This window comes from Natronoarchaeum sp. GCM10025703, assembly GCF_042661985.1.
Classification (GTDB): Archaea; Halobacteriota; Halobacteria; order Halobacteriales; family Natronoarchaeaceae; genus Natranaeroarchaeum.
This window is the reverse complement of record NZ_JBHSZF010000001.1, coordinates 1,425,325-1,452,051: the sequence shown is the minus strand read 5'-3', so window position 1 is coordinate 1,452,051 and position 26,727 is coordinate 1,425,325. Positions and strand designations below refer to the sequence as shown.

Annotated in this window: 15 protein-coding genes, 1 tRNA gene and 5 pseudogenes; 4 read left to right on the top strand and 17 right to left on the bottom strand. The window is 60.5% G+C overall.

Annotation, left to right across the window (positions count from 1 at the left end; all coding sequences use genetic code 11):
• Positions 1-69: 69 nt before the first annotated feature.
• The 4 genes and pseudogenes from ACFQH2_RS08180 to ACFQH2_RS08165 all read right to left on the bottom strand — a co-directional run bounded on the left by ACFQH2_RS08180 (position 70) and on the right by ACFQH2_RS08165 (position 4,782).
• Positions 70-1,250: pseudogene (locus tag ACFQH2_RS08180) on the bottom strand (ABC transporter ATP-binding protein).
• Between the two features lie 93 nt (positions 1,251-1,343).
• Positions 1,344-2,336 (bottom strand): carbohydrate ABC transporter permease, encoded by a 993-nt coding sequence (locus ACFQH2_RS08175; protein WP_377052574.1) that lies wholly within the window; start codon positions 2,334-2,336, stop codon positions 1,344-1,346.
• Positions 2,336-3,157, bottom strand: coding sequence for a carbohydrate ABC transporter permease (locus ACFQH2_RS08170; RefSeq protein WP_377076627.1), 822 nt, complete (start codon positions 3,155-3,157; stop codon positions 2,336-2,338). The genes ACFQH2_RS08175 and ACFQH2_RS08170 overlap by 1 nt, the downstream gene beginning before the upstream one ends.
• Before the next feature lie 257 nt (positions 3,158-3,414).
• Entirely contained in the window at positions 3,415-4,782 is a 1,368-nt protein-coding gene (locus tag ACFQH2_RS08165; protein ID WP_377076626.1) for an ABC transporter substrate-binding protein, read from the bottom strand.
• A 236-nt stretch (positions 4,783-5,018) separates the two neighbouring features.
• Between ACFQH2_RS08165 and ACFQH2_RS08160 the strand changes: the two genes are divergently transcribed.
• The gene (locus tag ACFQH2_RS08160; protein WP_377052568.1) at positions 5,019-5,363 is read left to right on the top strand and encodes a hypothetical protein; all 345 of its coding nucleotides are present in this window, start codon (positions 5,019-5,021) and stop codon (positions 5,361-5,363) included.
• Positions 5,364-6,324: 961 nt separating this feature from the next.
• Here the strand turns inward: ACFQH2_RS08160 and ACFQH2_RS08155 are convergent.
• The 6 genes and pseudogenes from ACFQH2_RS08155 to ACFQH2_RS08130 all read right to left on the bottom strand — a co-directional run bounded on the left by ACFQH2_RS08155 (position 6,325) and on the right by ACFQH2_RS08130 (position 16,639).
• Positions 6,325-7,953 (bottom strand): LAGLIDADG family homing endonuclease, encoded by a 1,629-nt coding sequence (locus ACFQH2_RS08155; protein WP_377076625.1) that lies wholly within the window; start codon positions 7,951-7,953, stop codon positions 6,325-6,327.
• A 675-nt stretch (positions 7,954-8,628) separates the two neighbouring features.
• Positions 8,629-9,521: pseudogene (locus ACFQH2_RS08150) on the bottom strand (SpoVR family protein); the annotation flags it as partial.
• On the bottom strand, positions 9,518-10,825 hold the full coding sequence (locus ACFQH2_RS08145) for a YeaH/YhbH family protein (RefSeq protein WP_377052564.1): 1,308 nt from the start codon (positions 10,823-10,825) through the stop codon (positions 9,518-9,520). The gene ACFQH2_RS08145 and the pseudogene ACFQH2_RS08150, both read right to left, overlap by 4 nt.
• Positions 10,825-13,106 (bottom strand): annotated as a pseudogene (locus ACFQH2_RS08140) (PrkA family serine protein kinase). Before ACFQH2_RS08140 ends, ACFQH2_RS08145 begins: the two are co-directional and overlap by 1 nt.
• Entirely contained in the window at positions 13,106-15,178 is a 2,073-nt protein-coding gene (locus ACFQH2_RS08135) for a PrkA family serine protein kinase (protein ID WP_377052560.1), read from the bottom strand. The pseudogene ACFQH2_RS08140 and the gene ACFQH2_RS08135 overlap by 1 nt, the downstream one beginning before the upstream one ends.
• A gap of 567 nt (positions 15,179-15,745) precedes the next feature.
• Complete coding sequence (locus tag ACFQH2_RS08130; protein WP_377052558.1) at positions 15,746-16,639, bottom strand: DNA-3-methyladenine glycosylase family protein; 894 nt, start codon at positions 16,637-16,639, stop codon at positions 15,746-15,748.
• 99 nt (positions 16,640-16,738) lie between these two features.
• On the opposite strand from ACFQH2_RS08130, the pseudogene cysS reads away from it, so the two are divergent.
• A pseudogene (gene cysS, locus ACFQH2_RS08125) lies at positions 16,739-18,177 on the top strand (cysteine--tRNA ligase).
• Here cysS and ACFQH2_RS08120 read toward each other — a convergent pair.
• From ACFQH2_RS08120 to ACFQH2_RS08100, 5 genes and pseudogenes are all read right to left on the bottom strand, one after another.
• Positions 18,174-18,359: a hypothetical protein gene (locus ACFQH2_RS08120; RefSeq protein WP_377076624.1), complete on the bottom strand. Its 186-nt coding sequence runs from the start codon at positions 18,357-18,359 to the stop codon at positions 18,174-18,176. The pseudogene cysS and the gene ACFQH2_RS08120 overlap by 4 nt on opposite strands.
• A complete protein-coding gene (locus tag ACFQH2_RS08115) occupies positions 18,356-19,123 on the bottom strand; it encodes a hypothetical protein (RefSeq protein WP_377076623.1) in 768 nt (255 codons plus the stop codon). The genes ACFQH2_RS08120 and ACFQH2_RS08115 overlap by 4 nt, the downstream gene beginning before the upstream one ends.
• A 65-nt stretch (positions 19,124-19,188) precedes the next feature.
• A complete protein-coding gene (locus ACFQH2_RS08110; protein WP_377076622.1) occupies positions 19,189-20,571 on the bottom strand; it encodes a DUF7289 family protein in 1,383 nt (460 codons plus the stop codon).
• A gap of 242 nt (positions 20,572-20,813) precedes the next feature.
• Positions 20,814-22,615, bottom strand: a pseudogene (locus tag ACFQH2_RS08105) (DEAD/DEAH box helicase).
• 648 nt (positions 22,616-23,263) lie between these two features.
• A tRNA-Leu gene (locus ACFQH2_RS08100) sits at positions 23,264-23,347 on the bottom strand.
• A 284-nt stretch (positions 23,348-23,631) separates the two neighbouring features.
• Between ACFQH2_RS08100 and sucC the strand changes: the two genes are divergently transcribed.
• Positions 23,632-24,849, top strand: a complete 1,218-nt coding sequence (gene sucC / locus ACFQH2_RS08095; protein ID WP_377057034.1) for an ADP-forming succinate--CoA ligase subunit beta — start codon at positions 23,632-23,634, stop codon at positions 24,847-24,849.
• Positions 24,846-25,715 carry a succinate--CoA ligase subunit alpha gene (sucD, locus tag ACFQH2_RS08090; RefSeq protein ID WP_377052550.1) on the top strand — a complete coding sequence of 290 codons (870 nt, stop codon included), beginning with the start codon at positions 24,846-24,848 and terminating at the stop codon, positions 25,713-25,715. The genes sucC and sucD overlap by 4 nt, the downstream gene beginning before the upstream one ends.
• Positions 25,716-25,730: 15 nt before the next feature.
• Here sucD and ACFQH2_RS08085 read toward each other — a convergent pair whose 3' ends face one another.
• Positions 25,731-26,066 carry a carboxymuconolactone decarboxylase family protein gene (locus tag ACFQH2_RS08085; RefSeq protein WP_377052548.1) on the bottom strand — a complete coding sequence of 112 codons (336 nt, stop codon included), beginning with the start codon at positions 26,064-26,066 and terminating at the stop codon, positions 25,731-25,733.
• A 49-nt stretch (positions 26,067-26,115) separates the two neighbouring features.
• Entirely contained in the window at positions 26,116-26,655 is a 540-nt protein-coding gene (locus ACFQH2_RS08080) for a MinD/ParA family ATP-binding protein (protein ID WP_377076621.1), read from the bottom strand.
• Positions 26,656-26,727 lie beyond the last annotated feature (72 nt).

Here is a 26,727-nt window from a genome sequence, read left to right as displayed (position 1 = left end):
GACCGACACCCAATCGGGTGGATCGACGACAGCAGCGACAAAATCGGATCGCGGACCGCTGGCGCGGAGCTATAATGTCAGTTCCGGTTCTTCCGTTCCCGAGAGTTGACGGTTCTGCAGTGCGGTTCCGGTGCGGCCATCGAAGATATGGACGGCATCTTCCGGGAACCGAACGGTGATCGACTGCCCTGCCTCGATACGATGCATACCGCCGACGGTGGCGACAAACGTTCTGTCGTAGTCCGCACCCTCGAATTCGAGGTAGACAACGTTCTCGTCACCCTTCGGCTCGACCACGTCGACGGTTGCCTCGTAGTCGTGCACGCTGGACCCGGATTCCAGTAGTTCGATATCCTCTGGCCGGACCCCGAGTACGACATCCGTCACGTCACCGAGCGTTTCGAGAGACTCCTCGGACAGCGAGTACTGGAACCCGTCTCTGACTAATGCACCACTGGTGGCCGCTCCGTCAGTGGTTCCGACTTCCGATCCGCGGTCGAGTTCGAGGTCGAAGAAGTTCATCGAGGGGTCTCCGATGAACCCGGCGACGAACTGGTTGTTGGGCCGATGGTAACACTCCAGGGGCGTCCCCACCTGCTGCAGTTCACCCTTGTCGAGGATGGCGATTCGGTCGCCCATGGTCATCGCCTCGGTCTGATCGTGCGTGACGTAGACCGTCGTGGTATCCAGGTCCTCCTGCAGGCGCTGGAGTTCGGTCCGCATCTCGGCACGCAGTTTGGCGTCCAGGTTGCTGAGGGGTTCGTCCATCAGGAACACCTGTGGCTCACGAACGATCGCTCGGCCGAGTGCGACCCGCTGTCGCTGTCCCCCGAGAGGTCGGCGGGTTTTCGGTCGAGGAGGTCGTTGATACCCATCATCGAGGCCGTTTCCTCGACCCGGCTGTCGATCTCGCTATCGGAGAGATCCGTCGACTCCTCGAGGCCAAAGCTCATGTTCCCGTGCACAGTCATGTGCGGATACAGAGCGTACGACTGGAAGACCATCGCAATGTCGCGCTCCTGTGCGGGAGTGTCGTTGACGACCCTGTCGTTGAGTCGGAGGGCACCCTCGGTAATCGTTTCGAGCCCTGCGACCATCCGCAGCGTCGTCGACTTGCCACACCCGGAGGGGCCGACCAGGACGAGGAACTCGCCGTCTTCGACCTCGATGGAGACGTCGTCGACGGCGACGACCTCCTCGCTGCCGTCCTGAAACACTTTCGTCACCCCGTCGAGCGTCAGATCAGCCATGGGAGAGCACCTCCGATCCTCCGCCGTTCGTCGAACTGATACCACCATCGTACGCGTCTATATCTGTCATTCGTGTACCGTTAGTCAGTCGAATCATTGTTCTCCCGCGACTCCTTTCGCGAACTGTTTACCGAACACGACGTAGATGATCAGCGTCGGGAGCGCCACGAGGAACGCACCCGCCATCTGTAGGTTGTATTCGGAGACCATTGCACCCTGCAACTCGTTGAGTTTCTGGGTGGCAACGTGACTGCTCGACGAGGTTACGAGCACCAGTGCGAACAGCAGGTCGTTCCAGATATTCGTGAACTGGTAGATGAGCGTAACCGCGAACATCGGCTTCGAGAGCGGCAGGATGATGCGCCAGTAGACGCGGATCGTCGATGCGCCGTCGATCTTGGCCGCCTCGAGAATATCGTTGTCGATCGTCAGGTAGTAGCCCCGGAACAGCACGGTACAGATCGGGATACCGAAGGCGGTGTGTGTGATCATCAACTCGATCAGATCAGCACGTTCCGCCAGCGCGGCGAACAGCGCGGGTAGCACTGGGAGCACCGCGACGCTCGACTCTGCGGTCAGCATCATACTCTCGATCTCGACCATCCCCCAGAAAACCCGAAGTGGGACCAGAACGGACTGGTAGGGGATGAACACGCCGGCTACGAACAGCAAGAGGACTGCCAACTGTCCCCGCCAGTCGATCTTGGTGAGTCCGAACGCGGCCATACTCCCCAGAAGCGCCGAGAATATCGTTGCCGGAATGCCGAACAGTAGGCTGTTGAACATTCCACCCTGCAGGCGTGACCATGCCTCAAACCACGGTTGTGCGACCATCTCACCGGGCAACGGTGGTATGTACGGAGCGGTCGTGGCGAACGCCGTCTGATTTTTCAAGGATGTCATGAGGCCGCTCCACAGCGGCGACAGAAACAACACTAGCACTGCTGCGAGGACGGCATAGAGTGCCAGCCGTCGCGGACTGGTCGCGTTCAGACGAGCGCGGACCCGTCCGAGGGCCCCGCTATCGTTTGTCGTCGAATCCTGGTCAGAGCTGTGAGTACCGTCGGACGTGTCGGAATCAGTCATTAGAGGTCACCTCGCTTGTGCTGCGTGTAGAGGTACGGGACGACGATCGCCAGTGCCAACAGGAACAACACTGTCGCGACGGCGGATCCGTACGCCCAGTTGCTCCGCGAAAACGCTTCCCGGAACATCATCACCGACAGGATATCGGCCGACGGGCCGGGTGTGTCTCCGAACATCACGAAGATGAAATCGAACGCTTTCAGCGCGAAAACCATCAACACGACCGTCGCGCTGGTTGTCGCCGACCGAAGCTGCGGGACGATGACTCGCCAGTACATCCGGAATGTGGAGGCACCGTCGACCTTGGCGGCCTCGTAGTGCTCGTTCGGGATCGCACGGAGCGCCGCGAGATAGACGATCATACAGTAGCCGCTGAACTGCCAGGTCAGTGCGACGATGATTGCAGCCAGTTTCGTCCGCGGATTGCCCAGCCAGTCCAGCGCCACTGCGCCCAATCCAACCGTCTCCAGTGCCTGATTGATCAGACCGATGTCCGCGTTGTAGAGCCACGACCAGAAGATAGCCGTGACGACGAACGAGAGGGCCATCGGGAGCAGATAGACTGTCCGGAACGTGTTCTCGAACCGGATATTCTGGTCGATCATGATCGCTAACAACAGTCCGAGACCCAGCGCCGCGACTGTAAAGCTGATCATGAGCACGACCTGGTTACGTGCTGCGACCTTGAACGAGGGGTCGGACAGCAAGTCTCGATACATACCGAGATCGAACGAATCGTAGAGGGGCTGACCAAGACCGCTCCAGTCGGTCAGCGAAATCACGACGTTCCAGCCGATAGCGCCGTATACGAACCACCCCATCAGGAGAAACGGCGGAACCCAAAGAGAAGCCCGGCGACGCGCTCGTCCTGGAACAGACGTCTGATTCGGGTGCTGACGCTGACCGTGGGGGTCGAGGTAGCGCTCACCGACTCGCCGCCGTCGGTACGAATCGCATCGCTATCCGCACCGGAATCACCGGTGCCATCGGAGGAGCCCTCACGCCGATCTCGCGGATTACCGGCCCGTAATCGGTTCAGTATTCGTCGAAATATATGAATCATAGGTGTGGACCCTATTTACAGCTCGTCGAGGATGCGAGCCGTCGTCGCATCTGCGTCCCAGTTCTCGATGAACCCGGAGAAGATTTCCTCGAGAACGCTCTTGCCTTGCGGATCGATACCCGATCCATGTGCGATCGTCGGCGGCTGCTGGTCCGAGCTCTCGAAGTCCTCCATCTGGCTCTGGAGGAACGGACCGAACTCGTCGGACGGGACGTCAGTTCGGGGCGGGATCGAGCCCTTGATACTGTTGAACCGCTGCTGTGCGTCGATCGATCCACAGTAGGTCAGGAAGTCCTTGGTGAGTTCCGGCGACGGGTTCGGCTCGGGCATCACGAAGGAGTCCATGACCAGCGAGTACGTTCCCTCTGTCCCCGGGAACGCGATGTGGTCCCACTGCTCGCCGTATGTGAGGTCGGTGGCACCGTACTGGCCGGCCGCCCAGTCGCCCTGATGGATGAAGGCAGCCTCCCCGTCAATCACCTGGCCGTTCGCCTCGTCCCATGCGATCGAACTGGCATCGGGGCTGAAGTACTCTCTGTAGTCAGCAACGAGTTGTAGCGAAGCACGAATCTCCTCTTCGAGACTGTCGACATCCCGGTCGAGGAACGACATGAAGTCATCGACGCCGGTGTGACCGATGAACACCGTTTCCCATAGCTGGAGCGTCGACCAGACTGAGCCCGTCTGGTGAGCGAAGGCCGTGTAGCCAGCATCGTCGATAGTCTGTAGCGCATCGAGTAGCCCTTCGGGGTCGTTGATATTCGCCGGGTCGACGCCCGCGTCGTCGAGGACATCAGTGTTATAAAAGAGGTTGTTCAGCCGGTGAATATTGATTGGGACGCTGACGTAATTGCCGTCGGGCTGTGCAGTGTCCTGAACCCCCTGGACGTACGCGTCCTGCATGTCGTCGGACCAGATGTCGCCGATGTCCGCCAGCACGTCTGCATCGGTGTACGGACGGAGCGACTCGCCAGGCCAGATCTGGAACGAGGACGGCGGGTCCTGATCGATGATCCGCGACTGGATTGCAGCGTCGACTGCGGATCCAGCACCACCCGGTGCGGGGTTCTCGTTGATATTGCTATCGTCGTAGCCATACTCCTCCTTAAACCCAGTCAGCAGGGCGTTCAGTGCTTCCTCCTCGCCACCGGCCGTCCACCAGTGGACGAGTTCCATCTCTTGCTGACTGGCCTCGTTGCCGTTCTCGTCGCCGTTCTCGGTGCCGTTCTCGTCGCCGTTCTCGGTGCCGTTCTCGTCGCCGTTCTCGTCGCCGCCGCCGAGACAGCCGGCGAGGCCAGTCGTACCGGCGACACCAAGCGCGCTCGCTGCTTGGATAATCTTACGTCGTGAGTGGTTCAGAATTGCAGTGTTTTTTTCGCTCATATTCGAGATTCCACTCGGGTACTTCGGACCACACCACTTAAAATTTTGCTTTGGAGCACAATTTTCTTATTTATTCAGTCGTCGAAAGTCGGTGACGAGGTACGGGTGCCCGCGTGAGCGCGCCAGGCGGGGAACCGAAACAGTAATACGAAATGAGACTATCAGTATAGTCCATGAAAGTAATACTGTGCGAACGGTGGTCGGGCCCGATGAACGCTCGTCGGACGGGGGTAGCGATGACTGAGGATTCGGATAGCGAGGATATGCAGTCGGGAATCCCCGATATGGGGGAATCACTCGGCGACGAAGCACCGACCGACGACTACGACCTCACGGATCTAGGAAACGTCAAGCAAGAGTGGAAGAGCGTAACGATCTATCTGCCTGAAGAGCTACACGACGCGCTGGAACTAACCTACCGAGAGGTGAGTTACGACTGCAAGCGTACCAGCAACTACGATCTACAGAAGTTACAGGACTTCTACCCCCTACTGGCAGCAGTAGGTCTGAACAGCCTGAACCAGTCGGATAGCGATGATACACTTGCGATGCTCGAGTACATCCAGGACGAATACGAGTAATCGCCCGATTCCGTTAGACGATTCTGAACTGGACCGCCACTCAGCCTCTCTAGTGCCGATAATCGTATCGTACCGCTCTGTCGAGACAGGTGGACACGAAAACTGCCGGAAGTATTACTAGTATTGCGGATCGGGGGGTAAATGTGGAAAACTAGTACTACTATATAGCTCTCCCTACTTCCGGGGTACGAACTCAACGCTGATCGGAGAATAGATTTACGACTGTACCTCTGTAATAGCCCGTCCTCAGACGTGTTCAGATGCTCCGGCTACCAAAGCATGGAGCGAGGTTGTGGCGTCGATCGGTCTCTGAGCCGCAGCGAACTAATTTAACGATATTAATGTCATTACTATAGTACTCACGTGAAAAACAACTATTTTTAACTTTCAATATTTCCGTTACTTCTTCTATTTATTATACTCTCGTTAGTATCGTCGACGTCATCCAAATTTACGCTGTCTCCGCCGCTAGAGCCTATAAAACCAATTATACTCTACTTCTGAATGCTAACTCCGTTTCTATCCGGAGATAAAACTGCCTCCGCCACGTCCATATTTTGCGGATTCAAATCGTGTTTTAAGACTTATCAACCGTTCAAAATCAGTTAGTTTTCACCGGGAATATTGAACCAGGGCTACCGATCCACTTATTGCAATATGATATCTTATAATATACGTTAGCTTTTAATTCTCATTAATATCAATTTTATATTATATCTGTAGATGAGGAATTTCGTGGCGACTGGCGGCCAACGAAACTATCCTCCGCTGATCATTCGACGGGGGACACGCTCGCGCGCAGCATCACCCCCATCGTATTGGACAGAAACACAGCGTTGATCGCTCGGCCGCATCCGACGTTGCGGTCTTACAGAATCAATCCGATCATCTGTCGTCCCCAGAGGCCGGTTCCCGGTCCCGATGCGGGACCGCGTTTCGTCGGACGACGGTTCTACAGGGCTTACGCTAGCCAGTCGTCGGGTTTCGTGTCGTAGTCGACGTCGCTTGCGGCGATATCTTCGACGTCCTCCCAGGGGAGTTCGCGCTCGTCGAACCCGTCGCCGTCGTACCGGATCAGTCGGCCTTGCTCGGTGGGTTCGGGTTCCTCGTTGCGGCGGCGGGCGACTTCGAGGTCGTGATCATCGACGGTCTTGACGATTGTCACGAGGTTGACGGGGCGACCCCATAGCTCGAAGACGCGTTCGAGCGTGCTCTTTGCCTGCTCGATATCGAGCATCACACCGTTGTACCGGTGGGCCAGCAGGAGTTCGTTGCGGTTGTTGTAGTTGCCGTCCTTGACGAGGATGGTCGGTTTGCCGAAGTTGGTAAACCGTAGCAGTAGCTTCTGTTTGACGTCCGTGGCGTCCCTGCTGGCAACCCGTGGCTGGCCGGTGGCATGGGAGTGTTCGTAGGTGAAGTACTCGTTCTCCTCGATGAACTCCTGTGTGAGGAACTCGTCGAGAAAGGTCACGTCGTTGTGGCTCTCCCGGATCTCGCGCATCCGATCCCAGCCAGTGGTGTACTCCACGTCTTCGAGGGCCTCGTCGACGCTCCCGTAGATGGCGTCGTCGAACAGGTATCGGCCGATCCGTTCGAGTTCGGACTGGCTCACACTCGGCAGGAAGCGCCGGTGCTGTGGCTTGGTGAGCGAGAAGTGTCGTCGAGCAAGCCCCTCGTAGGTGAGTACTTTCCAGGGGTACTGGTCGACGTCGATCTCACCTTCGCGGGCGCGCTTCAGGTGCTCCCCGTCGACGAACTCGTCCGGGAGCGCGGCCACCTTGTCGAGTCGGTCACTGGTGATCAGTTTCAGTGCCGACGGGGGTTCGAGAGTCTCCAGCACGCTATCGAAATCGACCGAATCAAGCAGGTTCCGCCACGAGATTCCCTCTACGCGGAGGAGTTTGTCCAGCACCTCGCGTCGGTTGGCCGTGTTCTCGGCGTACTGCCAGAGTTCGAGGCCGAGTTTGTAGGGATTGAGTCCGGGCGAACCGAGCACCCGCGCCATGTGGTCTGCGTAGGTAAGAAACTCGTCAGTACTGGCGAAGTTCTCGTCGGCCATCATCCCGGATTCCCAGTAGGAGTTATGATTGACGAATCCAGCACCGGCGTATCTGTGTGTGTTGTCAACCGAGATATCGTACACTGTACCGGTACTCACTGACGTATCGATAACTTCGTCAGTCCAGCTTTCTTCCTCAAACCAGGCCAGTTCATCGACGTATTGATCAAGCAGGGCCTGTTTCTCCTGGTATCCGAACCCGATCTCTTCACCGAAAATACTTGCAGATTTCCCGGTTATATGGACGTGATAGCAACCATCCGACTGCTGGCGCCGCCGGGTCAGTATTCCGAAATTGGTCAACAGAAGCTGCACTTCCTTGCTCAGCTGTTCACTTTTCGTACTGAGGATGGCACCCTGTTCTCCCGCATAGCCATCAGCATCAAAGAGGCCACGAAGGAACGCGGCGACAACTGATTTCGGTGATCGAAGGATCGACTCTGGAACCGATTTATCACTTGCCGATTTACCGGATGGTAACCCGATCCCCTCAGTCAAAAGCTCTACCAGGTTCTGTGAATAGAGATACACACGCCATCGATCCCCCGACTCTTCAACAGATGCGTTGGTCCCGAAAAGCTCGTCCGCTGCCCCGCAAATTCCTCTGCACGATCCCGTGAGCCACTGGTGAGACCGACCTGTCGGGATTTCGCCGAGACGTGCCCATCACCGGTCAGCAGACCAAGGAACCGCCCGAAAGTTTCGGATACAGTATCCGGGATGTGAATACCGTTCCGTGTCGAGACGCTCAGGTTCTGTCCTTTGTAGTCCGTCAGAGCGGTTTCTATCGCATCCGCTTTCCGTGCGGAGCCGGTTTCTCTGTATCGCAATACCGTCCAGACAGATACGCCTGCCTGAGTTGCGACATCGTCAAGCGTCTTTTGTTGGGGGTTCGTCCATTCGACCGGTACGTACTCCTCCGGCCAGAGTCCGTTCCCTCCTGACACTTCGATTGAGTCGCCGGTTTCTAGCTCGTCCAACCGTACCCAGGATCCATCAGGCCGCTGTACACGATGATTATTCGAGCCGGTCAGTTCAGAATCCTCGCCTGCTTTCGATCGTTACTGTCTCGTGATCGTGTATGACGTTCGAGTCATACACTGTCTGATCGTCGGTCCCGTCCGAAACCGGAACGTGTCTCTCGACGACCTCCCGCATCGGAAGCACCCCATCTACGGTGAACACAGGAGTATCAGGAGCGACACAGGCCCATCCCTCGTTCATCACTTTCGTCATCTTCTGGCCGGCGAAGTAGTACGACTCGGTCCGCAGCATCTCCAGCACGTCGCGCTGCCAGGGTTCGTACTCGCGGGCCTTCCCGGTATCCTGGTCGAACTGTTTGCCGTGCTCGCCCAGGAAGGCGATGACGTCCTTCTCGGGCGTCTCTGGCTCTGCGGCGTCTTCCTCGGACGACTGGCCTTCGAGCCACTCGTCGGAGAACACCTCCTCGCGGACCTCGTCGCTCATGTTCAGTTCGCCGAGTTTCTCCGCGAGATCCTCTTCCAGTTGCTCCGTTTCGGCGTCGGGTTCTCCGGGGCGTGACGCCGAGAACGCCTGGTGCTGGTCGATCGTATCTTCGAGCGTGAGCACGTGATCGATCCAGCGCTCCACGTCGGCCCGATCGATCTCGGGGTCCTCCATGTACTCGCGGATCTGTCGTGCGTGTCGCTCCAGCATGGCGGCCGCCTCGACGGTATCGTCGCTGCGCCCGTCGGTGAACAGGCCGAACCACTCGTTGTTCGCGAAGAAGTCGGCGTGCGCCTCCACGTGCGTGATGACCGCTTTCTGGTCGGCTAGCTCGTTCGACTCCTGCAGGAAGGCGTGTGATGGGTTGTCGTTGTTGACGATTCTGAAGGCCTTCCCGCCCATGTACTGGCCCTGCTTTTGCTGGCGGTCGTACTGCATCCCCCAGCGCCAGTGCGGGTATCGCTGTTGAAACCCGCCGTAGGAGATCAGTTCGTTCATTTCGTCGTAGTCGACGATCCAGTAGTTGACCGGATACGGCTCTAATCCGAGCCGTTCGGCAGCTTCCGGGCCTCGTCGACTGGCTCCTGTAGTTTCGTTGCCTCGCGCTGTGCGTTGTATCGATCGAAGTTCATTCTTCACTCTCCGTACTGAGGATCTCCTCGATGGCGTCGACGACGTCGTTCTGGTTCGAGACGTACGCGACCGCAACGTCGTCGTCCTCGCCGAAGTGGCTCTCCAGTTCCTTGGCGTGGGTCGCATTAACCGCGTTCCCGCTGGGTTGGGTCTCGACGTAGGCGTGGAGGTTCGCCGGAATCTCCTCCATCAGCGGGATCACGCCCGATTCGGTGTCGTTGCTGGAGTTCTCGCTGTCACCTGCGGCGAAGACGTAGCGGTTCCACTCGTGCCAGGGGTACTCTTCGAGCAGTTGCTCTGCGAGTTCGTACGCGCTGGAAATCTTCGTCCCGCCACCCGAACGGATCCCGAAGAACTCGTCGCGGTCGACCTCCCACGCCTCGGCGTCGTGGGCGATGTAGACGAACTCCGCGTTGTCGTACTTGCCCTGGAGATACCAGTCCAGCGGCGTAAACGTCCGCTCGACCAGTTCGCGCTTGTTCTGTCGCATCGATCCCGAGACGTCCCGGATGTTGACCACGACGACGTTCTTCTCTTTCTCTTCGATGATCTCCGGGTGTCGGTACCGCTCGTCCTCGCGGCGCAACGGGACGTGCTGGAGGCCTTCGCGTCGGATCTTTCGCTGGATCGGCTCCCGGTCGACGTTCGCGTCTAGCTGTTCGAAGCTCTCCCACGTGTCGAGTTCCTCGGCGGCGATATCGCTGTACGCCTCCTCGATCCACGGCTTCGAGACCGGGATGTTCTCGCCGCGGGCCCACTCGAAGACGCGCTGGGGCCCCCAGCCGTCGATTTTGAGTGTCTCACGGAGGAACTCCTCGTCGAAGTCCATCGCCAGTTTGCGTTTGAGCCCCTCTTTGAACATCCGCTCGAAGTCGAGGGTGGAGTCCGGGCCGCTCCGGGTGAGATCGGTGAAGGGTCCTTCCTTCTCCTCGACGACTTTCTTGCCTTTCGGCTCCAGGTCCAGCCCCAGTCGTTCGTCGAGTTCCTCGGCGAACTCTTCGGGATCCATCTCGTAGTACTCGTGTTCGCCGCCCTCCTCGCCGGGGTCGCCCTCCTCGTCGCCGTCCCCTGGCTGTGGCTGTGGCGGCCCTACCGGATCGCCGACGTCGCCCTCACCCTGACCGACGCCGCCCTGATCGCGCTGGTCGTACTCGAACGAGGGCAGGTCGACTATCTTGATCGGGATCTTTACCTCGTCCTTCTCGCTCCCACTGAGATCACCGTACTGGATGAACTCTTCGAGGTCTTCGCGGCGCTGTTCGCCCACCGCCCTGAATCGTTCGAGGTCGTCTTGCAGTCCCATTATTCCCACTTGTAGGCGATCTGTCCGACGACGTGACGGCTCGTCAACTCGGCCGACGCCGCCGTGTAGTCGAACAGGTCGATCATGTTCTCTATCGTCTGTGCTTTCACGCTTTCTGTCTCCGTATTTGCCGGGGGATCGTCCCACTGGTTCGGTTCGAAGTCCTCGTAGATCCGCGCGACATCGTCCCAGTCGTAGCTCTCCAGAAGACTTCGGATGATCGGGATCTCGGTCAGATCCACGTTCGACACGGAGAAGTCCTCGTCACGGTGCTCCCACGCGTGGCGGTTCAGTGACGTGATGATCTTGCTCCGCCTGAACTCCGCGACCGCGGTAGAGGGCTCGTTGCCGTCGTAATCGCTTTCGGCGAACCGACCCATATGCTCTGCCTCGAACAGTTTCATCTTCAGCGGGTCCGGTTCGATCCGCTCGCCGCGGTCGTTGGTGATCCGCTCGTCGGTCGCCCACGCGTAGACGTGCTCGACGTACTCGCCGACCGTCTCCTCGTCGACGCGGTTGTCGTGAAGCATCGCTTCGAGGACGTCGCTTTCTTGCTGGCCGAACAGGAAGTTCTTCACCGGCACGACCCGGTTCTCGAATTCGGCGCGCTCACCCGCCGAGAACATCGGCGCGTCCTCGAGGCCCTCCGCCATCGCGTTCAGAACGTCGCGGGGCATGACCACCCGTTCGACAGGGAGGTCGGCGTGGTGCCGATCCGTTTCGGTCTGGAGGAGCTCTGCCAGCACGTCACGCGTGAAGGTGACGGGAATCCCCTGCTCGCCATTCGTCTCGTCGTCGAACTCGAACTCGGATTCGTCGCGTCGCTCGTCGCCGTCCTGCAGGTAGCCCTTGTCGTACAGGACGGCCTTGTCGACGAGGTCGATTCCCGCGGGGAGGTCGCCGTCTTCCAGACGCGTCACGACGGCGTACATCGCCGCCGCCTCGATAGTGTGCGGTGCGAGTTCGCGCTCCCAGATCTCGCTATCCGATCCCCGCACCTTCATACTGATCGGTTCGCGGATCTTTGCCTCAGCTCGTCGTACTCCTCGGTCTCCCAGACGGTCGTTTCACCGGTCAACTCCCGCCTGATCAGTTCGGTCTCCAGCGAGATGTTCGTGAGGTAGGTGAACTCGTGTTTGTCGAGGCGTCGCTTGAGCGCTTTCAGCGGGTCCGTCCCGTTGCGATCGGAGTGCTGATTCAGCTGATCTTCCAGATCCGGGTTCGAGATGATCAGCATCTGCGTATCGATGTCCATCCCGATCCCCTTATCGAGTTTTACCGTTCGCTCGTCGGGGACGTTGAGCAACTTCTGGAGCAGGTCCGCGTGCTGGGCCGCATCCTCGACGATAGTCAGGAGGCCGTTGCCCTGCGAGAGCACGCCATCGTAGCTGAACGCCTGCGGGTTCTTTCGACCGCGGGAGTCGAGTTCCTGTAACATTCCCTGCATCCAGGAACCGACGAGACGCTGTTTGGGATGGCCCTCGTCCTCCGAGTGCAGGACGCCGATCCCCTGTCCGACGTCGACGACGTAGTTTTTCACTCGCAGGTGCTCGGGGTCGGTGATCGCAGAGAACAGTTGTTCGGCATCGCCGTTCCGGCGGTACTGCTCTTCGAGGTAGTCGTACGCCTCCCGCGAGAACGGATCGAGTCGGGCGTCGACGTGAAGGTCGACGTGATCGTCGGACGTGTCGTTGATCGAGGCCAATATCTCCGACCGGACCTCGTCGGGAAACACCGAGAGGGGGTGCGCCTGCACGGGGCTCTCGTACCAGTCGTCCTCGTCCGAGCGCTGCTCGCTGCCGTAGCTCAGTCCCCGTGTATCGGCGGCCCCCTCGACGTTCCATTCGACTGTGTACCGGCGTCCTTTCTCGGTCTTCGAGTACTCCCGTAGCCCGTTGATCAGGCAGCGTTTGAGTTCGGACTTGCCGGTCGCCGTTGGCCCGTCGAACCAAATGATCTTCTCGCCTTTCCCCCGTTCGGCGGCTATCGTCCGCAGGTCGTCGACGAAGGCGTTGAGCACCTCAGTGTTGCCGAGTACGGCGTGCTCGCCGTCGTTGTGCGGGTCGTCGAAGAAGCGATACCGTTCTTTCTCTTCGCCCTCTTCGATGACCGTCCGGGTTCCCTGGGACTCGATCGCCTCGACGAGATACTTGCTCGCGTGTGAGGCGATCCGGGGGCGCTCGAAGACCTCGTCGACGTACTCGGCCAGACTGTGTGGCTCCTCGTAAGCCCCTTCGAGGGCGGCATCGGCCTCGCTGACGTACTCTTCTCCTCGAGACATTACTGTTCTAGTTCGGACTTTGCGACCTCGGCACCGGCGAACTCGAGCACCTCGCGCGCACCGTCCTCGCTGTAGCCCTGCTTGACGAGCGCGTCGATCCACGCCGAGCGCTCGTCGTCGTCGAACTCGTTCGCGCTGACCAGCGCCGAGAAGTTGATGTTGTGTTTCTTATCCTCCCAGAGTTTGCGTTCGAGCGCGCGGCGAAGCCGCTCGTTGTCCTGCGGATTGAACGCCTCACCCTCGCGTGCACGCCGGGAAACCCAGTTGCTGACCTCCTGTCGGAAGTCGTCTTTCCGGTCCTCGGGGATGTCGAGTTTCTCCTCGACCGAGCGCAGGAAGGTCTCGTCCGGTTCCTGTTCGCGGCCCGTGATCTCGTCTTCGACGGTGTCGTCGTCGATGTAGGCCATGACGTGGTCCATATACTTCTCGCCCTGTCGACGGATCTCGTCGACGTCGTACGCCAGGGCGTGGCGGACGTCCTCGATGGCTCGCTCGCGGTACTCCTCGCGGACGCGTTCGAGGTAGCGGTAGTACGTCTCGAAGTTGTCCTCGGGGATCGAGCCGTGATGTTCGAGGTTCTCCTCGAAGAAGTTGAAGACGATCAGCGGCGAGAGAAAGCCACGGCCGCGATGTTTGCTGTCCATGATCGCTTCGGCTATCTCATCGCCGATGAACCGGGGCGAGATACCGTCCATTCCTTCACCGATCTCCGCCGTGGTCGAGGCTTCCTCACGCAGTTTCTTCACGTCGACTTCGTCGGCCTCGTCCTCCTCGCCGTTATATGCTTTGGCTTTCTGAAGCAGGTCGACCGTGTCCGTATCCGGCTCCTCGATCCGCGTGAGGACGCTGAACAGCCCGGCCATCTCCAGGGTATGCGGTTCGACGTGGATGTCGGGCACGTCGGCGTTGCCGAGCAGTTTTCGGTAGATCTCGGCTTCCTGGTCATAGGACAGGACGTAGGGGAAGTCGATCCGCTTGGTGCGGTCGTTGAACGCTTCCATCTTCTCGTCGCCTTTCTTGTCCTTGTACTCCGGCATGTTCGTCCGGCCGACGATCACCTGGTCGATATCGATCCGGGGGTTGTTCTTCGGTTTGATCGTCTGTTCCTGGGTTGCATGCAGGAAGTCGTAGAGGAACTCCCGCTGGAGTTTCAGTAGCTCCTCGCCCGAGAAGACGCCGCGGTTCGCGTTACAGAACGCGCCGGAGTAATCGAACGCGCGCGGGTCGGACTCGCCGTAGACTGCGATTTTCGAGTAGTTGACGTCGCCGGTGAGTTCGGTCTCGTCCTGGTTCTTTTTGTCTTTCGGCTCGAACGTCTCCAGGGCCTGGCGCTTGTTCTCGTCGGCAGTGAGCCGGATGATCTCGACGTGTTTTTCGAGCACCTTCTGCAGGTCGTCGTTGTAATGCCCCAGCAGTCGGTCCATGTAGAACTCGCTTTCCGGGTCCAGCGACTGCTCGTTGCGGATCGTGTAGGGGGCCTCTAGTCGGTCGTTGATCCCGTCGATGACCTGCTGGCGCTGTTCGAGCGGCAGCAGGACGAGCGGGTCCTGGTTCATCGGCGATCGGACCGTGTCGTCGGCGGGGTCCTGATCGTCGATCACCGAACAGAGGTCGGTCCACCGGAAGGTGTACATCCGACCCTCCTCCTGCATCGTGTAGTCCTCGAAGTACCGCCGGACCTGCTGGTCGAAGGCGGACTTACCTGACCCGACTGGCCCGAGCAGCAGTTTGATACGGCGTTCTGGGCCGAGCCGTCGGGCACCGCTTTTGACCTTGTTGACGAACTCGTGCATCGAGTCGTGTATTACGCGGCCGAAAAAGCGGTTTTCGCCGTCGTGAAGCGGATCCTCCGACGCGAGGTGGTACTCGACGACGCCTGCCTCCTCGTCGTACTCGGTACCGTAGTGGTCGAACATGTCAGCCACCCGCTGGTGTGCGTTCCGCGCTATCTTCGGATCCTCGTAGACCTCGTCCAGATACCAGTCAAAGGATCTGGTCTCACGCAGGTCTGACGGTATCGACTCTCTGTACTCCTGACTGAGCTCGTCGAGCGTTTCTGTATCTCCGTTCATGCTTTCGATAAACACCGATCGGTCGACTGTTCCATCGTCGCGGCTGATGCCACGTCGGGCGGTTCGCCGTCGGTTCGGATCGTATATGTCATGTGCTGTCACTCCCCAGACCGTTCCGCGCAACGAGTGACTCGGCAATGAACGACTCAACAGTGCTAGACGCGTCGAAGTCCGGGTGGGGGTCCGGCGGGCGGTCACCGAATCGTGTGCTAGTCACAGAATCCAAGCTATATAAGCTTGTCCCCAAACCATATTTATGATTAGTAACCCCCTTATAATACTTGTTGGTATCCCGACGAAGAGTGTATTTTATTGACATCCATGAGACGGTATGAGCGACCTCGGTAATGTATGTGTGGGTCTCACACGGGGGGTGGGCCCGCGAGCGCGACGTGGTCGTGACTACCGGTCGGTCGCCGGACATCGTCGAGACACGGTAGTAGAATGTGGTCGTGGTCCCGCGCAGCCGTCGCCCACGGCGTCCCCTGCAGGAGGAAGGTGCTAATCGTCTCAGTCCTGCACACACTGCTGGCCGATGCCGAACCGTACCTCGCCCGCCCTGGCGTCTCACTCGCGCGTTCGCAGGTAATGAAACACGTACGTCTGGACGTAGCCCGCGTAGTCGTCGCCGTCACCGACGCCGAAGCGCTGGCGAATGGCCCGTGACGTCTCGGCGTAGTTACCGCAGTCGCAGTCGGGGAAGTGGTCCTCGATGGCCGTCCGGATCCAGGTATCCAGCGGGACGGCCTCCAGATAGCCCAGCGAGAACAGCAAGACGCAGTCCGCGACCTTGTCGCCGACGCCGACGAAGCGCGTGAGGCTCTCGCGGGCGTCCTCGTAAGAGAGTCCGAGAGCCTCGTTCGGATGCGCATCGCCGTCCGCGACCATCTCTGCCGTTCGGACGACGTATGGGGCGCGATAGCCCAGAGCGAAGTCACGCAGTTCGCTCTCGGACGCTGTGGCGAGTTCCTCGGGCGTCGGGAAGGCGCGATACGTCTGGCCATCGAACTCGACTTCCGCGCCGTATTCGCGGGCCAGCGTCGTCGTCATCGAGTGAATCCGTTCGACGCGCATCTGCTGGGAGAGAATAAACGAGATCAGGGTCGGAAAGACCGGGTCGGCGACCAATCGGAGTCCCCTGGCGTACTCGTAGGCGGCCTCGAGTATCTGCTCGTCGGGGGCGGCCCCGAAGATTTCGGGGAGGTCGTCGTCGAGGCGCAACAGTTCCCTGACGAGCGGTTCGGCCTCCGTGCTGGCGTGCCACTCGATGGCCGACTCGGTCTGGCGAACCCGGACGACTTCGCCGTCGACGACCGTGTAGTACCACGGCGACCCTTCCGTTGCGTTCTCGTACATCCGACCGTCCTCGCGCCGCCAGAGATACGACTGGCCGCTTTCGAGGGTGAGGTGAAGATCCATCCCGCCCGCCAGCGACGCCGTCGGTATCGCACCCGTGGGCATTACCGGGAGGGTAGGCCGACGAAGGCTTGTGGGTTTCGAGTCCTCCCGGACGGTGGCAGTCGGTGGATTCAAGCGCATGCTGGAAGAACTACCGGGTAGATGACGCTGCAGGTCACGAACTCCCTGACGGGCGAGACGGAACCGTTCGAGCCACAGGACCCCGACTCCGTTCTCCTGTACTACTGTGGACTGACGGTCTCGGACCTCCCGCATCTCGGTCACGCCCGCGCCTGGGCCCACGTCGACGTGATGCACCGCTGGCTGGAGTATCTCGGCTACGACGTCCGCCACGTCGAGAACTTCACCGACGTCAACGAGAAGATCGTCGCCCGAGTCAACGAGGAGTACGGCGACACCGAGAGCGAGGTGGCTCGTCACTTCGTCGGCGAGACCATCGAGGACATGCGCTCGCTGAACCTCAAGCGTGCGGACGTCTACCCCCGTGTGAGCGAGCACGTCCCCGATATCATCGACCTCGTCGAGACGCTACTCGACCGGGGCTACGCCTACGAGGCCAACGGTTCAGTCTACTTCGACATCTCGACGTTCGACGAGTACGGCAAACTCTCGAATCAGGATCTCGACGAGATCGAATCACAGGGGATCCTGACGAACGCTCCGAGAAGCGCAATCCCGCGGACTTCGCGCTCTGGAAGGCCGGCGAGGCACATCCCGACGACGCCGACCCGGGTGGACAGACCTGGGCGTCCCCGTGGGGCGAGGGGCGCCCCGGGTGGCACATCGAGTGCTCGGCGATGAGCACGACCCATCTCGACGATTCGATCGATATCCACGTCGGCGGACAGGACCTGATCTTCCCGCATCACGAAAACGAAATCGCCCAGAGCGAGGCCGCCACCGGCGAGCAGTTCGCCCGCTACTGGCTCCACGTCAATCTGCTCGAAACCGAGGGCGAGAAGATGTCCTCCAGTCTGGAGAACTTCTTTACCGTCCGCAACGCCGTGCGCGAGTTCGGCCCGAACGCCATTCGGATGTTTCTGCTGTCGGCCGCGTTCGACAGCAGACAGACCTACAGCGAGGCGGCACTCGACGAAGCCGTCGAGCGCTGGGAGCGACTCGAGCGGGGCTATCGGACTGCGGTCGACGCCGCCGACAGTCCCGACGCCGCGGCGAAAGTCGTCGACGAGGAACTCCGCGCGACCGTAGCGGACGCCCGCGAGGAGTTCGAGCGTGCGATGAACGACAACTTCAATTCGCGCAGGGCGCTCGCGGCCCTGCTGGAGATTGCCGGCGCTGTAAACAAACACGTCGGGCACGAAACCTACGACTATCAGGGGCTGGCCGACGCCATCGAGGCGTTCGAGACGTTCGGCGGCGAGGCGCTCGGGTTCGCGTTCGACGGCGAGACCGGCGGGAACGTGCGACTCGCCGAGGAGTTGGTCGAACTCGTGCTCGACGTCCGCGAGGACGAACGCGAAGCAGGAAACTACGAGCGGGCCGATGCACTGCGTGACGACCTGGAAGCGCTCGGGGTCACTGTCGAAGATTCGGACGACGGCGTCGAGTACCGGTTCTAACCGATTACGATCTCGTCGACGCCCACGTCGACGGTGCGCGAACCGTCATCGGTCGATCCGCTGACGCCGCTCGTCTCGGTGTCTACCTCGCGCTGTTCGCCGTCTATAGTCGGGTCCTCGTCGAGGGGGTTTTCACTCTCGACGTAGGACTCGCCGGGGTCGACCTCGACCAGACCGATCACGTCGTTGAAGTTGGGGTCACCGGTATCCGTCTGTGATCTGTCTCGGTACCCCCAGCGATATCCCAGGCCGCTTGATTCGCAAGTGTCGGATCAGCCGAATCGAACGCCTCGGAGTATTCACCGTCGTACCCACTGGCGTGATCGTACTCGTCTGCTAACCCGTCCTGATCCATTGTCACCTCCATCATGAACGCAAAGTCTTCTGTGCCGAGTTGGAGTCCGTCCTCCTGGAGTTCGACATCGTCGGTACCGTGATCGAAGACCTCCGCGACGCTTCGCTGGCGTTCGTAGCCTTCTTCGATATTCGGGAGATCGTTCCGTTGGTGATCCCGGGTCATTACGAACCCGGAACCGGGGTCGATTTCGCCGTCAGAGACGTCGACGGTTATCGGATCACCGAAATCAGTACACTCGTAGTGATCGTAGTTCCGAGAGTTGTACGTATCGCTGCTTTCGTACTCGTACGTCTCACACCGCCAGTACGTCGCTTCGATCGTAACTGATCCCTCGTCGAGTGACTCTTCGAGTTCGTACACTTGCTCTTGCGTTCCGAACGTATTCAGATTGAAGTCCTCCATCTCCGCTCCCGGCCCGGTAGTGTGTGGGTCGTCGAGATCGATCTCTCGGGTGGAGCCATCAGGGAGGAACCGGTAACGCGTGTCACCGACCACTGCCGACGACGTGACGCCAGCCCACCGCTTTGTCCAGTGGTCCTCCCACGGATCGTACCACTCCGCCGAAATCTCCGTCCCGATCAGGCTCACGTTCACGTCGGTCGGTTCGTCAACGACGATCTCACCGGGATCAGTACCGACGCCGTTACCGGCGTTTAGCTCGAACGTTCCGGTGGCAATGCTGCGTCCGGATTGTTGTTGTGGGCTGACGGGAAGTTGGTGTCTGCGACGTCAATCGTGTACGTATACTCGCCATAGGGGAGTCGGCTCTGGTTGATATCTATCTCGTAGGTCGACTCCTCCCAGGATCGCTGTGAGAGGTCTTCAAGCGTTCGCTCCTCCGATATTTCGACTTCGCCGTCGGCGCTTTCGCCTTCGAGCAGGAAGGTAACATCGTACTCCTGAATGTCGCCCGCTATGTTTGTGAACTCCGCGGTGACGACGCCGGAACTCGGATCGTACTCGTGGGCTTCGATCCGGTAGAACGCTTTGGGCTGGCTAAACAGGAAACTCCCGGTTCCGCTGTCGTTGTCAGTCGCTATCTCGAAGGCGTACTCGTCGTACTGGCTGACAATCTGATGTTTCTGATTACTGATCCCGCCGACATCGACTAGCGAGCCATCGGCACCGCCACCACCGGGGTTAGAGGCGTACTCGAAAGTGATCGTCTGCCGCTCGCCCGGCGATAACTCGTCTGTCGAGAGGGTCTCCATTGCATCTCCCTCGATAGACATATCGACTGCCGTACTCCCGGGAGCAGTCCCCGTATTCCCGACTGTTACCTCGACAACGAGGTCCTCTCCGTGCTCGACGGTTTCCGTGACGGTATCGATGGAGTCGACGTTGAATGTCGGCGACCGTTCGGTCGCTAACTGTTTGATCGCGATGCGAAGCAGATCCTCGTCCGGATCATGATAGTAGTTGATGTGCTCGTGGTCGAGGTCGCTGTGGCGTTCCAGCGCCGCCTCCCATGCTTCGTAGTATTCGGTTTCGATTTCGATCACGATGTCCTCACCGCCGTCGGTCCCGTCGTGCTCAAGAACGTCGGCGAGTTTCGACTCATCGATAGCATTCGATCCGGGCCCCTCAGTCCGGGCGACCACATCGGCACCAGAAAATTGCGAGGAGTCGTCGACGTTCAGGAGCGAGACATCGAGACCGAGCGTCTCGTCGTAAGAGAACTGGAACTGGGGTGCCGACTGGACAGTGACCCGGTCGCCCGAGACGCGCCATTGTCCACCCCCTTCAAATACGAACTGCTCGTTGGCGCCGTCAGGTTGGTACCGGACGGAGTTGAGATCTATCTCGTACGGAGAGGACGTTTTTTCCCAATCAGTATCGTAGTCCGCCTCGTCGAAGTCGACGTCCGCCCGCTTGAACGCTATCGTCGTCGTACCGGATCGTAGCTCGGTCGATGCCGCCATATCGGGCAATCCCTGGGGATCGCCAGTTATTACCGCCTGCTGTAGCTGTTGTGAGGTCACGTCGAAGTTCTGCTGTGTCCGCTCGATATCGGTCTGGGTCTCGATCGTATCCATCAAACTCATGCCGGCAACCATGGTGATCATCGCACTTATCGCGACGAGCCCGAACAGTAGAATGATCGCCACCACAGGAGTGATGCCCCGGTCTTCCCGGTGTGATATTCGTTCCCAAGTCATCTTCTCGTAAGATATAGGTTTGTATTACTAAAATATAACGAAGTATGAAAATTAAATATTATCTGGTAAAAATAGCCCCTAATGTGGTTAACACTATCCGATTACGTCTTGCGAAAACGCTATTCAATCGGTCCGTCGTTTACACGCTCGCTATCGACTTCTTGGACCCGAATCCCCTTCGATCGGAGGTGCTGCAGTTGTCGCTGAGCGAAATCCTCCTCGGTCGTCCCGCGAGTCGCCAGGACGTAGACGCGGGATTTACCGGCGGGACGCATCGTTCGCCCGGCCCGCTGTGAGCCCTGGCGTCGGGAGCCACCGAGTCCCGAGGCCAGTATCGCCAGATCTGCATCGGGGAGGTCGATCCCCTCGTCGCCGACGCGGGAGACGATCAGGATGTCCCGCTCATCCTGGCGGAACTGGCTGAACAACTTCTCCCTGCGTGCGTGTGGCATCTCGCCGCTGATGAACGGCACCGAAAGCGCCTCGGAGAGCACGTCGCCCTGATCGATGTAGTCGGCGAAGACGAGCGTCTTCGAGTTCCCGTGGTCGGCGAGGATCGACCGGATCTCGTCGATCTTCACGGGATTTCCGGCAGCGAGCTGGCGTTTCTCGTGGCTCTCGGCGGTCGCGTACTCCGAGCGGTAGACCTCCTCGTCCCACGGGACGTAGCGGATCTCGACTTCTGGCTCCTGGACGTAGCCGGCGTCGAACAGCTCGTCCCAGTCGGTGCCAATCGGCTGGCCGACCAGCGTGTAGATGTCCTTCTCACGCTCGTCCTCGCGGATCGGCGTCGCCGAGAGACCGAGTCGGTGGCGACTCTGGAGGTCGGCACTCCGGCGGCTCACGTCTGCAGGGATGTGATGAACCTCGTCGTAGACGATCAGCCCCCAGCGTCGGCCGTCGAACAGCGAGCGGTGCCGATCCATCCCCGCAGTCTGATAGGTGGCGATGGTAATGGGCCGGATATCCTTGCTACCGCCGTGGTACTCTCCGATCTGTTCGGCGGTGAGGTCGGTGCGGGCGAGCAGTTCGTCGCGCCACTGGCTCGCTGCTCTCTGGTCGGGACGAGGATCAGCGTCTCCCCGCCGATTGCCTCCATGATCCCCATCGCGGCGACGGTCTTCCCGCTCCCCGGCGGGCCGACAAGCACGCCAGATCCCGCGTCGACGAAGCGATTGACCCAGTCGCGCTGGTAGCCGCGCAGTTCGAGGCCGAGCGAGATATCGAGCGGGTCGCCCTCCTCCAGTTCGCGCTCGTCCTGAACGGGATAGCCCGCTTCGTAAAGCGTCCGTTTGATCGACGCCTCCGAGCCCTCGGCGACCCAACTTTCGGTATCGGAGATGGGCGCGCGAAGTTGTGCCTCCTCGAGTTCCTGTCTGGCGACGTTGCCCATCAACTCGGCGCTCTGGGCTTCGAGTACGGTGTAGCCGTCCTCGTGGGTCACCAGCCGGAACTGGCGTGCTCTGCGCCACTGGTCCTCGATCCACTCCTCCAGTTCGGGCAGTCGGTCGGGAAGCACCTGCTGGACGGTTCGGAGCAGGCGCTCGAAAGACTCGTATGGCGCTTGCCAGATGTCTTCCTTTCTGATCTCGTAGCGGTACGCTTCCGCGCCGGAGACGTCGACGAGATGGGCGAACTGGGATAGCTGTGCCCGGGTGAACTGGGTCGGCTGGTCGACGACGATCTCGCGGCGTTTGGGGAACGGGACGACGCGCTCGTGGTCGGCAAGCTTGCCCCAGTCGGTGGGGAACCAGACCACGGGATCGGTGCCGACGTCGACGTGTTGGATCTCCTCGGACGCGGCGAGGTTCTCCAGTGCGCCCATCGCTTCGGACTGGGTCCAGTCGCTCTGACGGGCGACTTCGCTGGCCGTCACGACCGGTCGGCCGAGGCCTTCGAGGGCGTCGTGAAAGCCTCGCATGGAGAGCGTTCGCGCAGGGTCGGTGGGGTCGTCGGATGCCTCGGGGTCCTCGGTCGATCCGTCGGCTGTCGGGGACTCGTCTGTCACTGTCCGTTCTAGTGGTCGCGGTGGTCAAACGACTTTCGTCGTCGCCTCGCTGTCGCAGTAGTTCCTCCCCAGTCTCTCCCGCCACGCACCGCCTGCCCTCCCCCGTCGGCGCGCATACAGCGCGCCTCGGCCACCGGCGTCTACGGTGAGCTATGCCCACGGAGCTGTAGCTTCCCAATCCTAATTGACCCGGAACACGCGCCTACTGACTGCTCTCTCGAACGTTGTTTCGGTAGAAGTTGTGCGTGGGTGCAGTCCCAGGGGGAATGCACCGTGCATCGTTTCCGGTGGGGTATGCCCACCAATGCACCGGAAATCCGAGATTTCCGAGCCTGCGAACCCGACGGTTCGCAGACGATGCGTGGGACCGGATTTAGTCGACGTCGTTTCGCTGCGCTCCCTGGAGTCACACGCGAGTAACACAACCGCTCGTTCATCGGTGGATCCCTGCGGGACAGCACTACTGCTCCGTGTTTATTTTCGGTAGAAGTTGTGCGTGGGTGCAGTCCCAGGGGGAATGCACCGTGCATCGTTTCCGGTGGGGTATGCCCACCAATGCGATGCGTGGGACCGGATTTGAACCGGCGGACCCCTACGGGACAGCGCCCTCAACGCTGCGCCGTTGGCCTGCTTGGCTACCCACGCCCGCTGTCTTACTGCACTCAGTTCTATTCCACGGGTGAATAAAAGGGCTTTCGTTTACGGGCGGAGAGACAGAGGTTACCACGTCGGTAAGTACCGCGCCCTCGTCACTCGATTTTCCGGCCCCAGTACCGGGTGTTCGATCGACTTCCGACGCCGAACGGGCTTCGAGTGGATCTCGCGTAAAACGTCGAGAACCGATCTGACCGACGCTCTCCGTGCAGCTCCGAGACGTCGACCGCGAGCGGACGAATCGAGGCGGCGACGGTCCGTCGGCCAGACTGGCGGTGTGTCCCTCCGCACCACGTTTCGACACTACTAACTCGGGTTCACCGAAAGTACGGGACGAGTCAGAAATGAAGCTACACGAATATCAGGCGAAGCAGGTGTTCGCCGACGCCGGGATTCCGACACCGCCGTCGACGCTCGCAAAAAGCGTCGACGAAGCGGTCGCTGCCGCCGAAGAGATCGGGTATCCGGTCGCCATCAAGGCGCAGGTTCAGGTCGGAGGACGTGGAAAGGCCGGCGGGATCGAACTCGTCGATAGCGAGGAGGAAGCCCGCGAGGCCGCCGAGTCGATCCTCGGGATGGATCTGAAGGGCCTCCACGTCGACAGCGTACTCGTCGAGGGCGCAGTCGACTTCGTCAACGAACTCTATCTGGGCGTCACGATGGATCGTAACGCGGGCAAGCCCGTCGCCATGGTATCGACGAAAGGCGGCGTCGATATCGAGGAGGTCGCCGAGGAGGACCCCGACGCCATCGTCCGCGAGCATATCGACCCCTCGTTCGGAATGTTTCCCTACAAGGCGCGACGCGCCGTCTTCGAGGCCGGCGTCGACCGCGAGGTTGCGACAGATGTCGCCTCAGTCCTGCGGACACTCTACCAGCTATGGGCCGATAGCGACGCCACAGAGGCTGAGATCAATCCGCTGATGGTGACGGCCGACGACGAAGTGATCGCGGCCGATGCCGTCATGAACATCGACGAAGACGCCCTGTTCCGCCAGCCAGAACTCGCCGAGATGGAGGACGACTCCGCTGGCGGCGACGAACTGGAAGCCAAAGCCGGCGAGTACGGCTTCGATTACGTTCGCCTGTCGGGCAACGTCGGCATCATCGGCAACGGTGCCGGTCTCGTGATGACGACCCTCGACCTGGTCGACTACTACGGCGGCGAACCCGCCAACTTCCTCGACGTGGGCGGTGGTGCGAAGGCTGAGCGGATCGCCAACGCGCTGGATATGGTCTTCTCCGACGAGAACGTCGATTCGGTCGTCTTCAACATCTTCGGCGGGATCACCCGCGGCGACGAGGTAGCCAAGGGGATCAACAGCGCACTCGAACAGTTCGACGAGATCCCCAAGCCCGTCGTCGTCCGACTTGCCGGGACCAACTGGGAGGAAGGCATGGAGATCCTCAACGAGGACCTCGTGACCGTCGAGAAGACGCTGGAGGATGCGGTGCAACGCTCCGTCGAGTACGCGACGGAGGTGGAAGCATGAGTGTTCTAGTCGACGAAGACACGCGCGTCGTCGTGCAGGGTATCACCGGCGGCGAAGGGAAGTTCCACGCCGGCCAGATGATGGAGTACGGGACCAACGTCGTCGCCGGCGCAGTGCCGGGCCGCGGCGGGCAGGACGTCCACGGCGTCCCGGTCTACGACACCGTCGAGGCGGCAGCACGCGAGGAGAACGCCGACGCATCGGTCATCTTCGTGCCGCCGGCGTTCGCGGGCGACGCCATCTTCGAGGCGCTCGACTCGCCGCTGGATCTGGCGGTCGCCATCACGGAAGGCGTTCCGACTCAGGACATGGCGAAGGTCAACAAACGCCTCACCGAGACCGACACGCGGCTGATAGGCCCGAACTGTCCCGGCATCATCACGCCGGGCGAGTCGAAACTCGGCATTCTCCCCGGGAACATCTTCTCGTCGGGGAACGTGGGGCTGGTCTCGCGCTCGGGTACCCTAACCTACCAGGTCGTCGATAACCTTACCGACCGCGGACTGGGTCAGTCGACCGCCATCGGCATCGGCGGCGATCCGATCATCGGGACGAACTTCATCGACGCCCTCGAAGCGTTCGAGGCAGACCCCGACACCGACGTCGTCGTGATGTGTGGCGAAATCGGCGGCGAGGACGAGGAGCAGGCCGCCCAGTACATCGCCGACAACATGGATACGCCGGTCGCTGGCTTCATCGCGGGCCGTACCGCGCCGCCGGGCAAGCGAATGGGCCACGCAGGCGCTATCGTCTCCGGTTCGGGTACCGGTACCGCAGAGTCGAAGATCAACGCACTCAACGACGCCGGCGTTCCGGTCGGCGATACGCCGGAACAGGTCGCTGACGCCGTCGAAGACCTGCTGTAGAAGCGATCGTATTTTTTATTCGCCGTCCGCCAGATCCTCGATCCAGCTAAGCGCCGCCATCGACTCCGGGAAGCCAAGCGTCGGGATGGCGAGGACGCCGACGTGACGCAGCGTCTCGGGATCGATATCTTCGTCGAGGCCGCGGCGGACATGCGAGTGGACCGCGCCTTCGGACTGTGCACCGACCGCCAGCGCGAGTTTGACGAGGCGCTTCGTCTCCCCGTCGATCGGCCCGGCGTCCGAACAGGCTTCGCCCAGGTCGGCATAGCTATCCCAGACCTCGGGATGCTCGGCGGCGAGTCGTCCGGGTACTGACGGTAGTTCCTCGGGTTCTTCGATGTCGTCTGCCATACTGTACCCTTCGTTGGCATCGTTCATATTATTCCGGTGTTAGCAAGGCTCAAGGGACTTGCCGGACCGGATTATCTCTTTGGCTATCAAGTAGCGCAGGAAGACGGTCATAAACCCGTCTAACGGCGGGCGAGTCCAGCGGTCGCCGAGCGTCGGGGACCGCAACGATCCGCTCAGTGCCAAGCAGGCTTGCCGTGCCTTTCGGGACCGAGTCCGTCCTCGTGAGGACCGCACCGAGAATCGGTGTCCCGACTTCCCGTGCCATCGCCGCCGTCTTGGCGGTGTCACGCAGACTCGCGGGTTCGCCCGTCGAGACGAGCACGACGCCAGTCGCGACGTCGATGGGCACCGCCGCGTCACGCCCGGCCCCGGCGGAACAGTCGATCAGCGTCCGCGCGGTGGCGTCCCGGAGCGTCCGGCCGATCCGCTCGAACGTCGGGCGCGGGCGGGGGTGATCCCGCTCCGTCGGGGCTTCGAGTACCGTGACGCCGCGTTTATCGATCTGCGTGGCTGGGTTCGGTGCAGTAACCGACCCCGTCGTCGCCGAGAGCGAGGGCGCAACACGCGCGAGCGAGTGGAGGTCGGGCATGTCCCAGTCCGCGTCGATGCCGACGACGGGACGCGACGTCCTCGACGCGACGGATCGCGCAGCGCTACCGTA

What these genes read in the sequence shown, in the direction of transcription:
- ACFQH2_RS08175 (WP_377052574.1), bottom strand. Translation starts at nt 2,336, where the DNA reads ATGACTGATTCCGACACGTCCGACGGTACTCACAGCTCTGACCAGGAT.
- ACFQH2_RS08170 (WP_377076627.1), bottom strand. Translation starts at nt 3,157, where the DNA reads ATGGGGTGGTTCGTATACGGCGCTATCGGCTGGAACGTCGTGATTTCG.
- ACFQH2_RS08165 (WP_377076626.1), bottom strand. Translation starts at nt 4,782, where the DNA reads ATGAGCGAAAAAAACACTGCAATTCTGAACCACTCACGACGTAAGATT.
- ACFQH2_RS08160 (WP_377052568.1), top strand. Translation starts at nt 5,019, where the DNA reads ATGACTGAGGATTCGGATAGCGAGGATATGCAGTCGGGAATCCCCGAT.
- ACFQH2_RS08145 (WP_377052564.1), bottom strand. Translation starts at nt 10,825, where the DNA reads ATGGGACTGCAAGACGACCTCGAACGATTCAGGGCGGTGGGCGAACAG.
- ACFQH2_RS08135 (WP_377052560.1), bottom strand. Translation starts at nt 15,178, where the DNA reads ATGAACGGAGATACAGAAACGCTCGACGAGCTCAGTCAGGAGTACAGA.
- ACFQH2_RS08130 (WP_377052558.1), bottom strand. Translation starts at nt 16,639, where the DNA reads ATGCCCACGGGTGCGATACCGACGGCGTCGCTGGCGGGCGGGATGGAT.
- ACFQH2_RS08110 (WP_377076622.1), bottom strand. Translation starts at nt 20,571, where the DNA reads ATGGATACGATCGAGACCCAGACCGATATCGAGCGGACACAGCAGAAC.
- sucD (WP_377052550.1), top strand. Translation starts at nt 24,846, where the DNA reads ATGAGTGTTCTAGTCGACGAAGACACGCGCGTCGTCGTGCAGGGTATC.
- ACFQH2_RS08085 (WP_377052548.1), bottom strand. Translation starts at nt 26,066, where the DNA reads ATGGCAGACGACATCGAAGAACCCGAGGAACTACCGTCAGTACCCGGA.
- ACFQH2_RS08080 (WP_377076621.1), bottom strand. Translation starts at nt 26,655, where the DNA reads ATGCCCGACCTCCACTCGCTCGCGCGTGTTGCGCCCTCGCTCTCGGCG.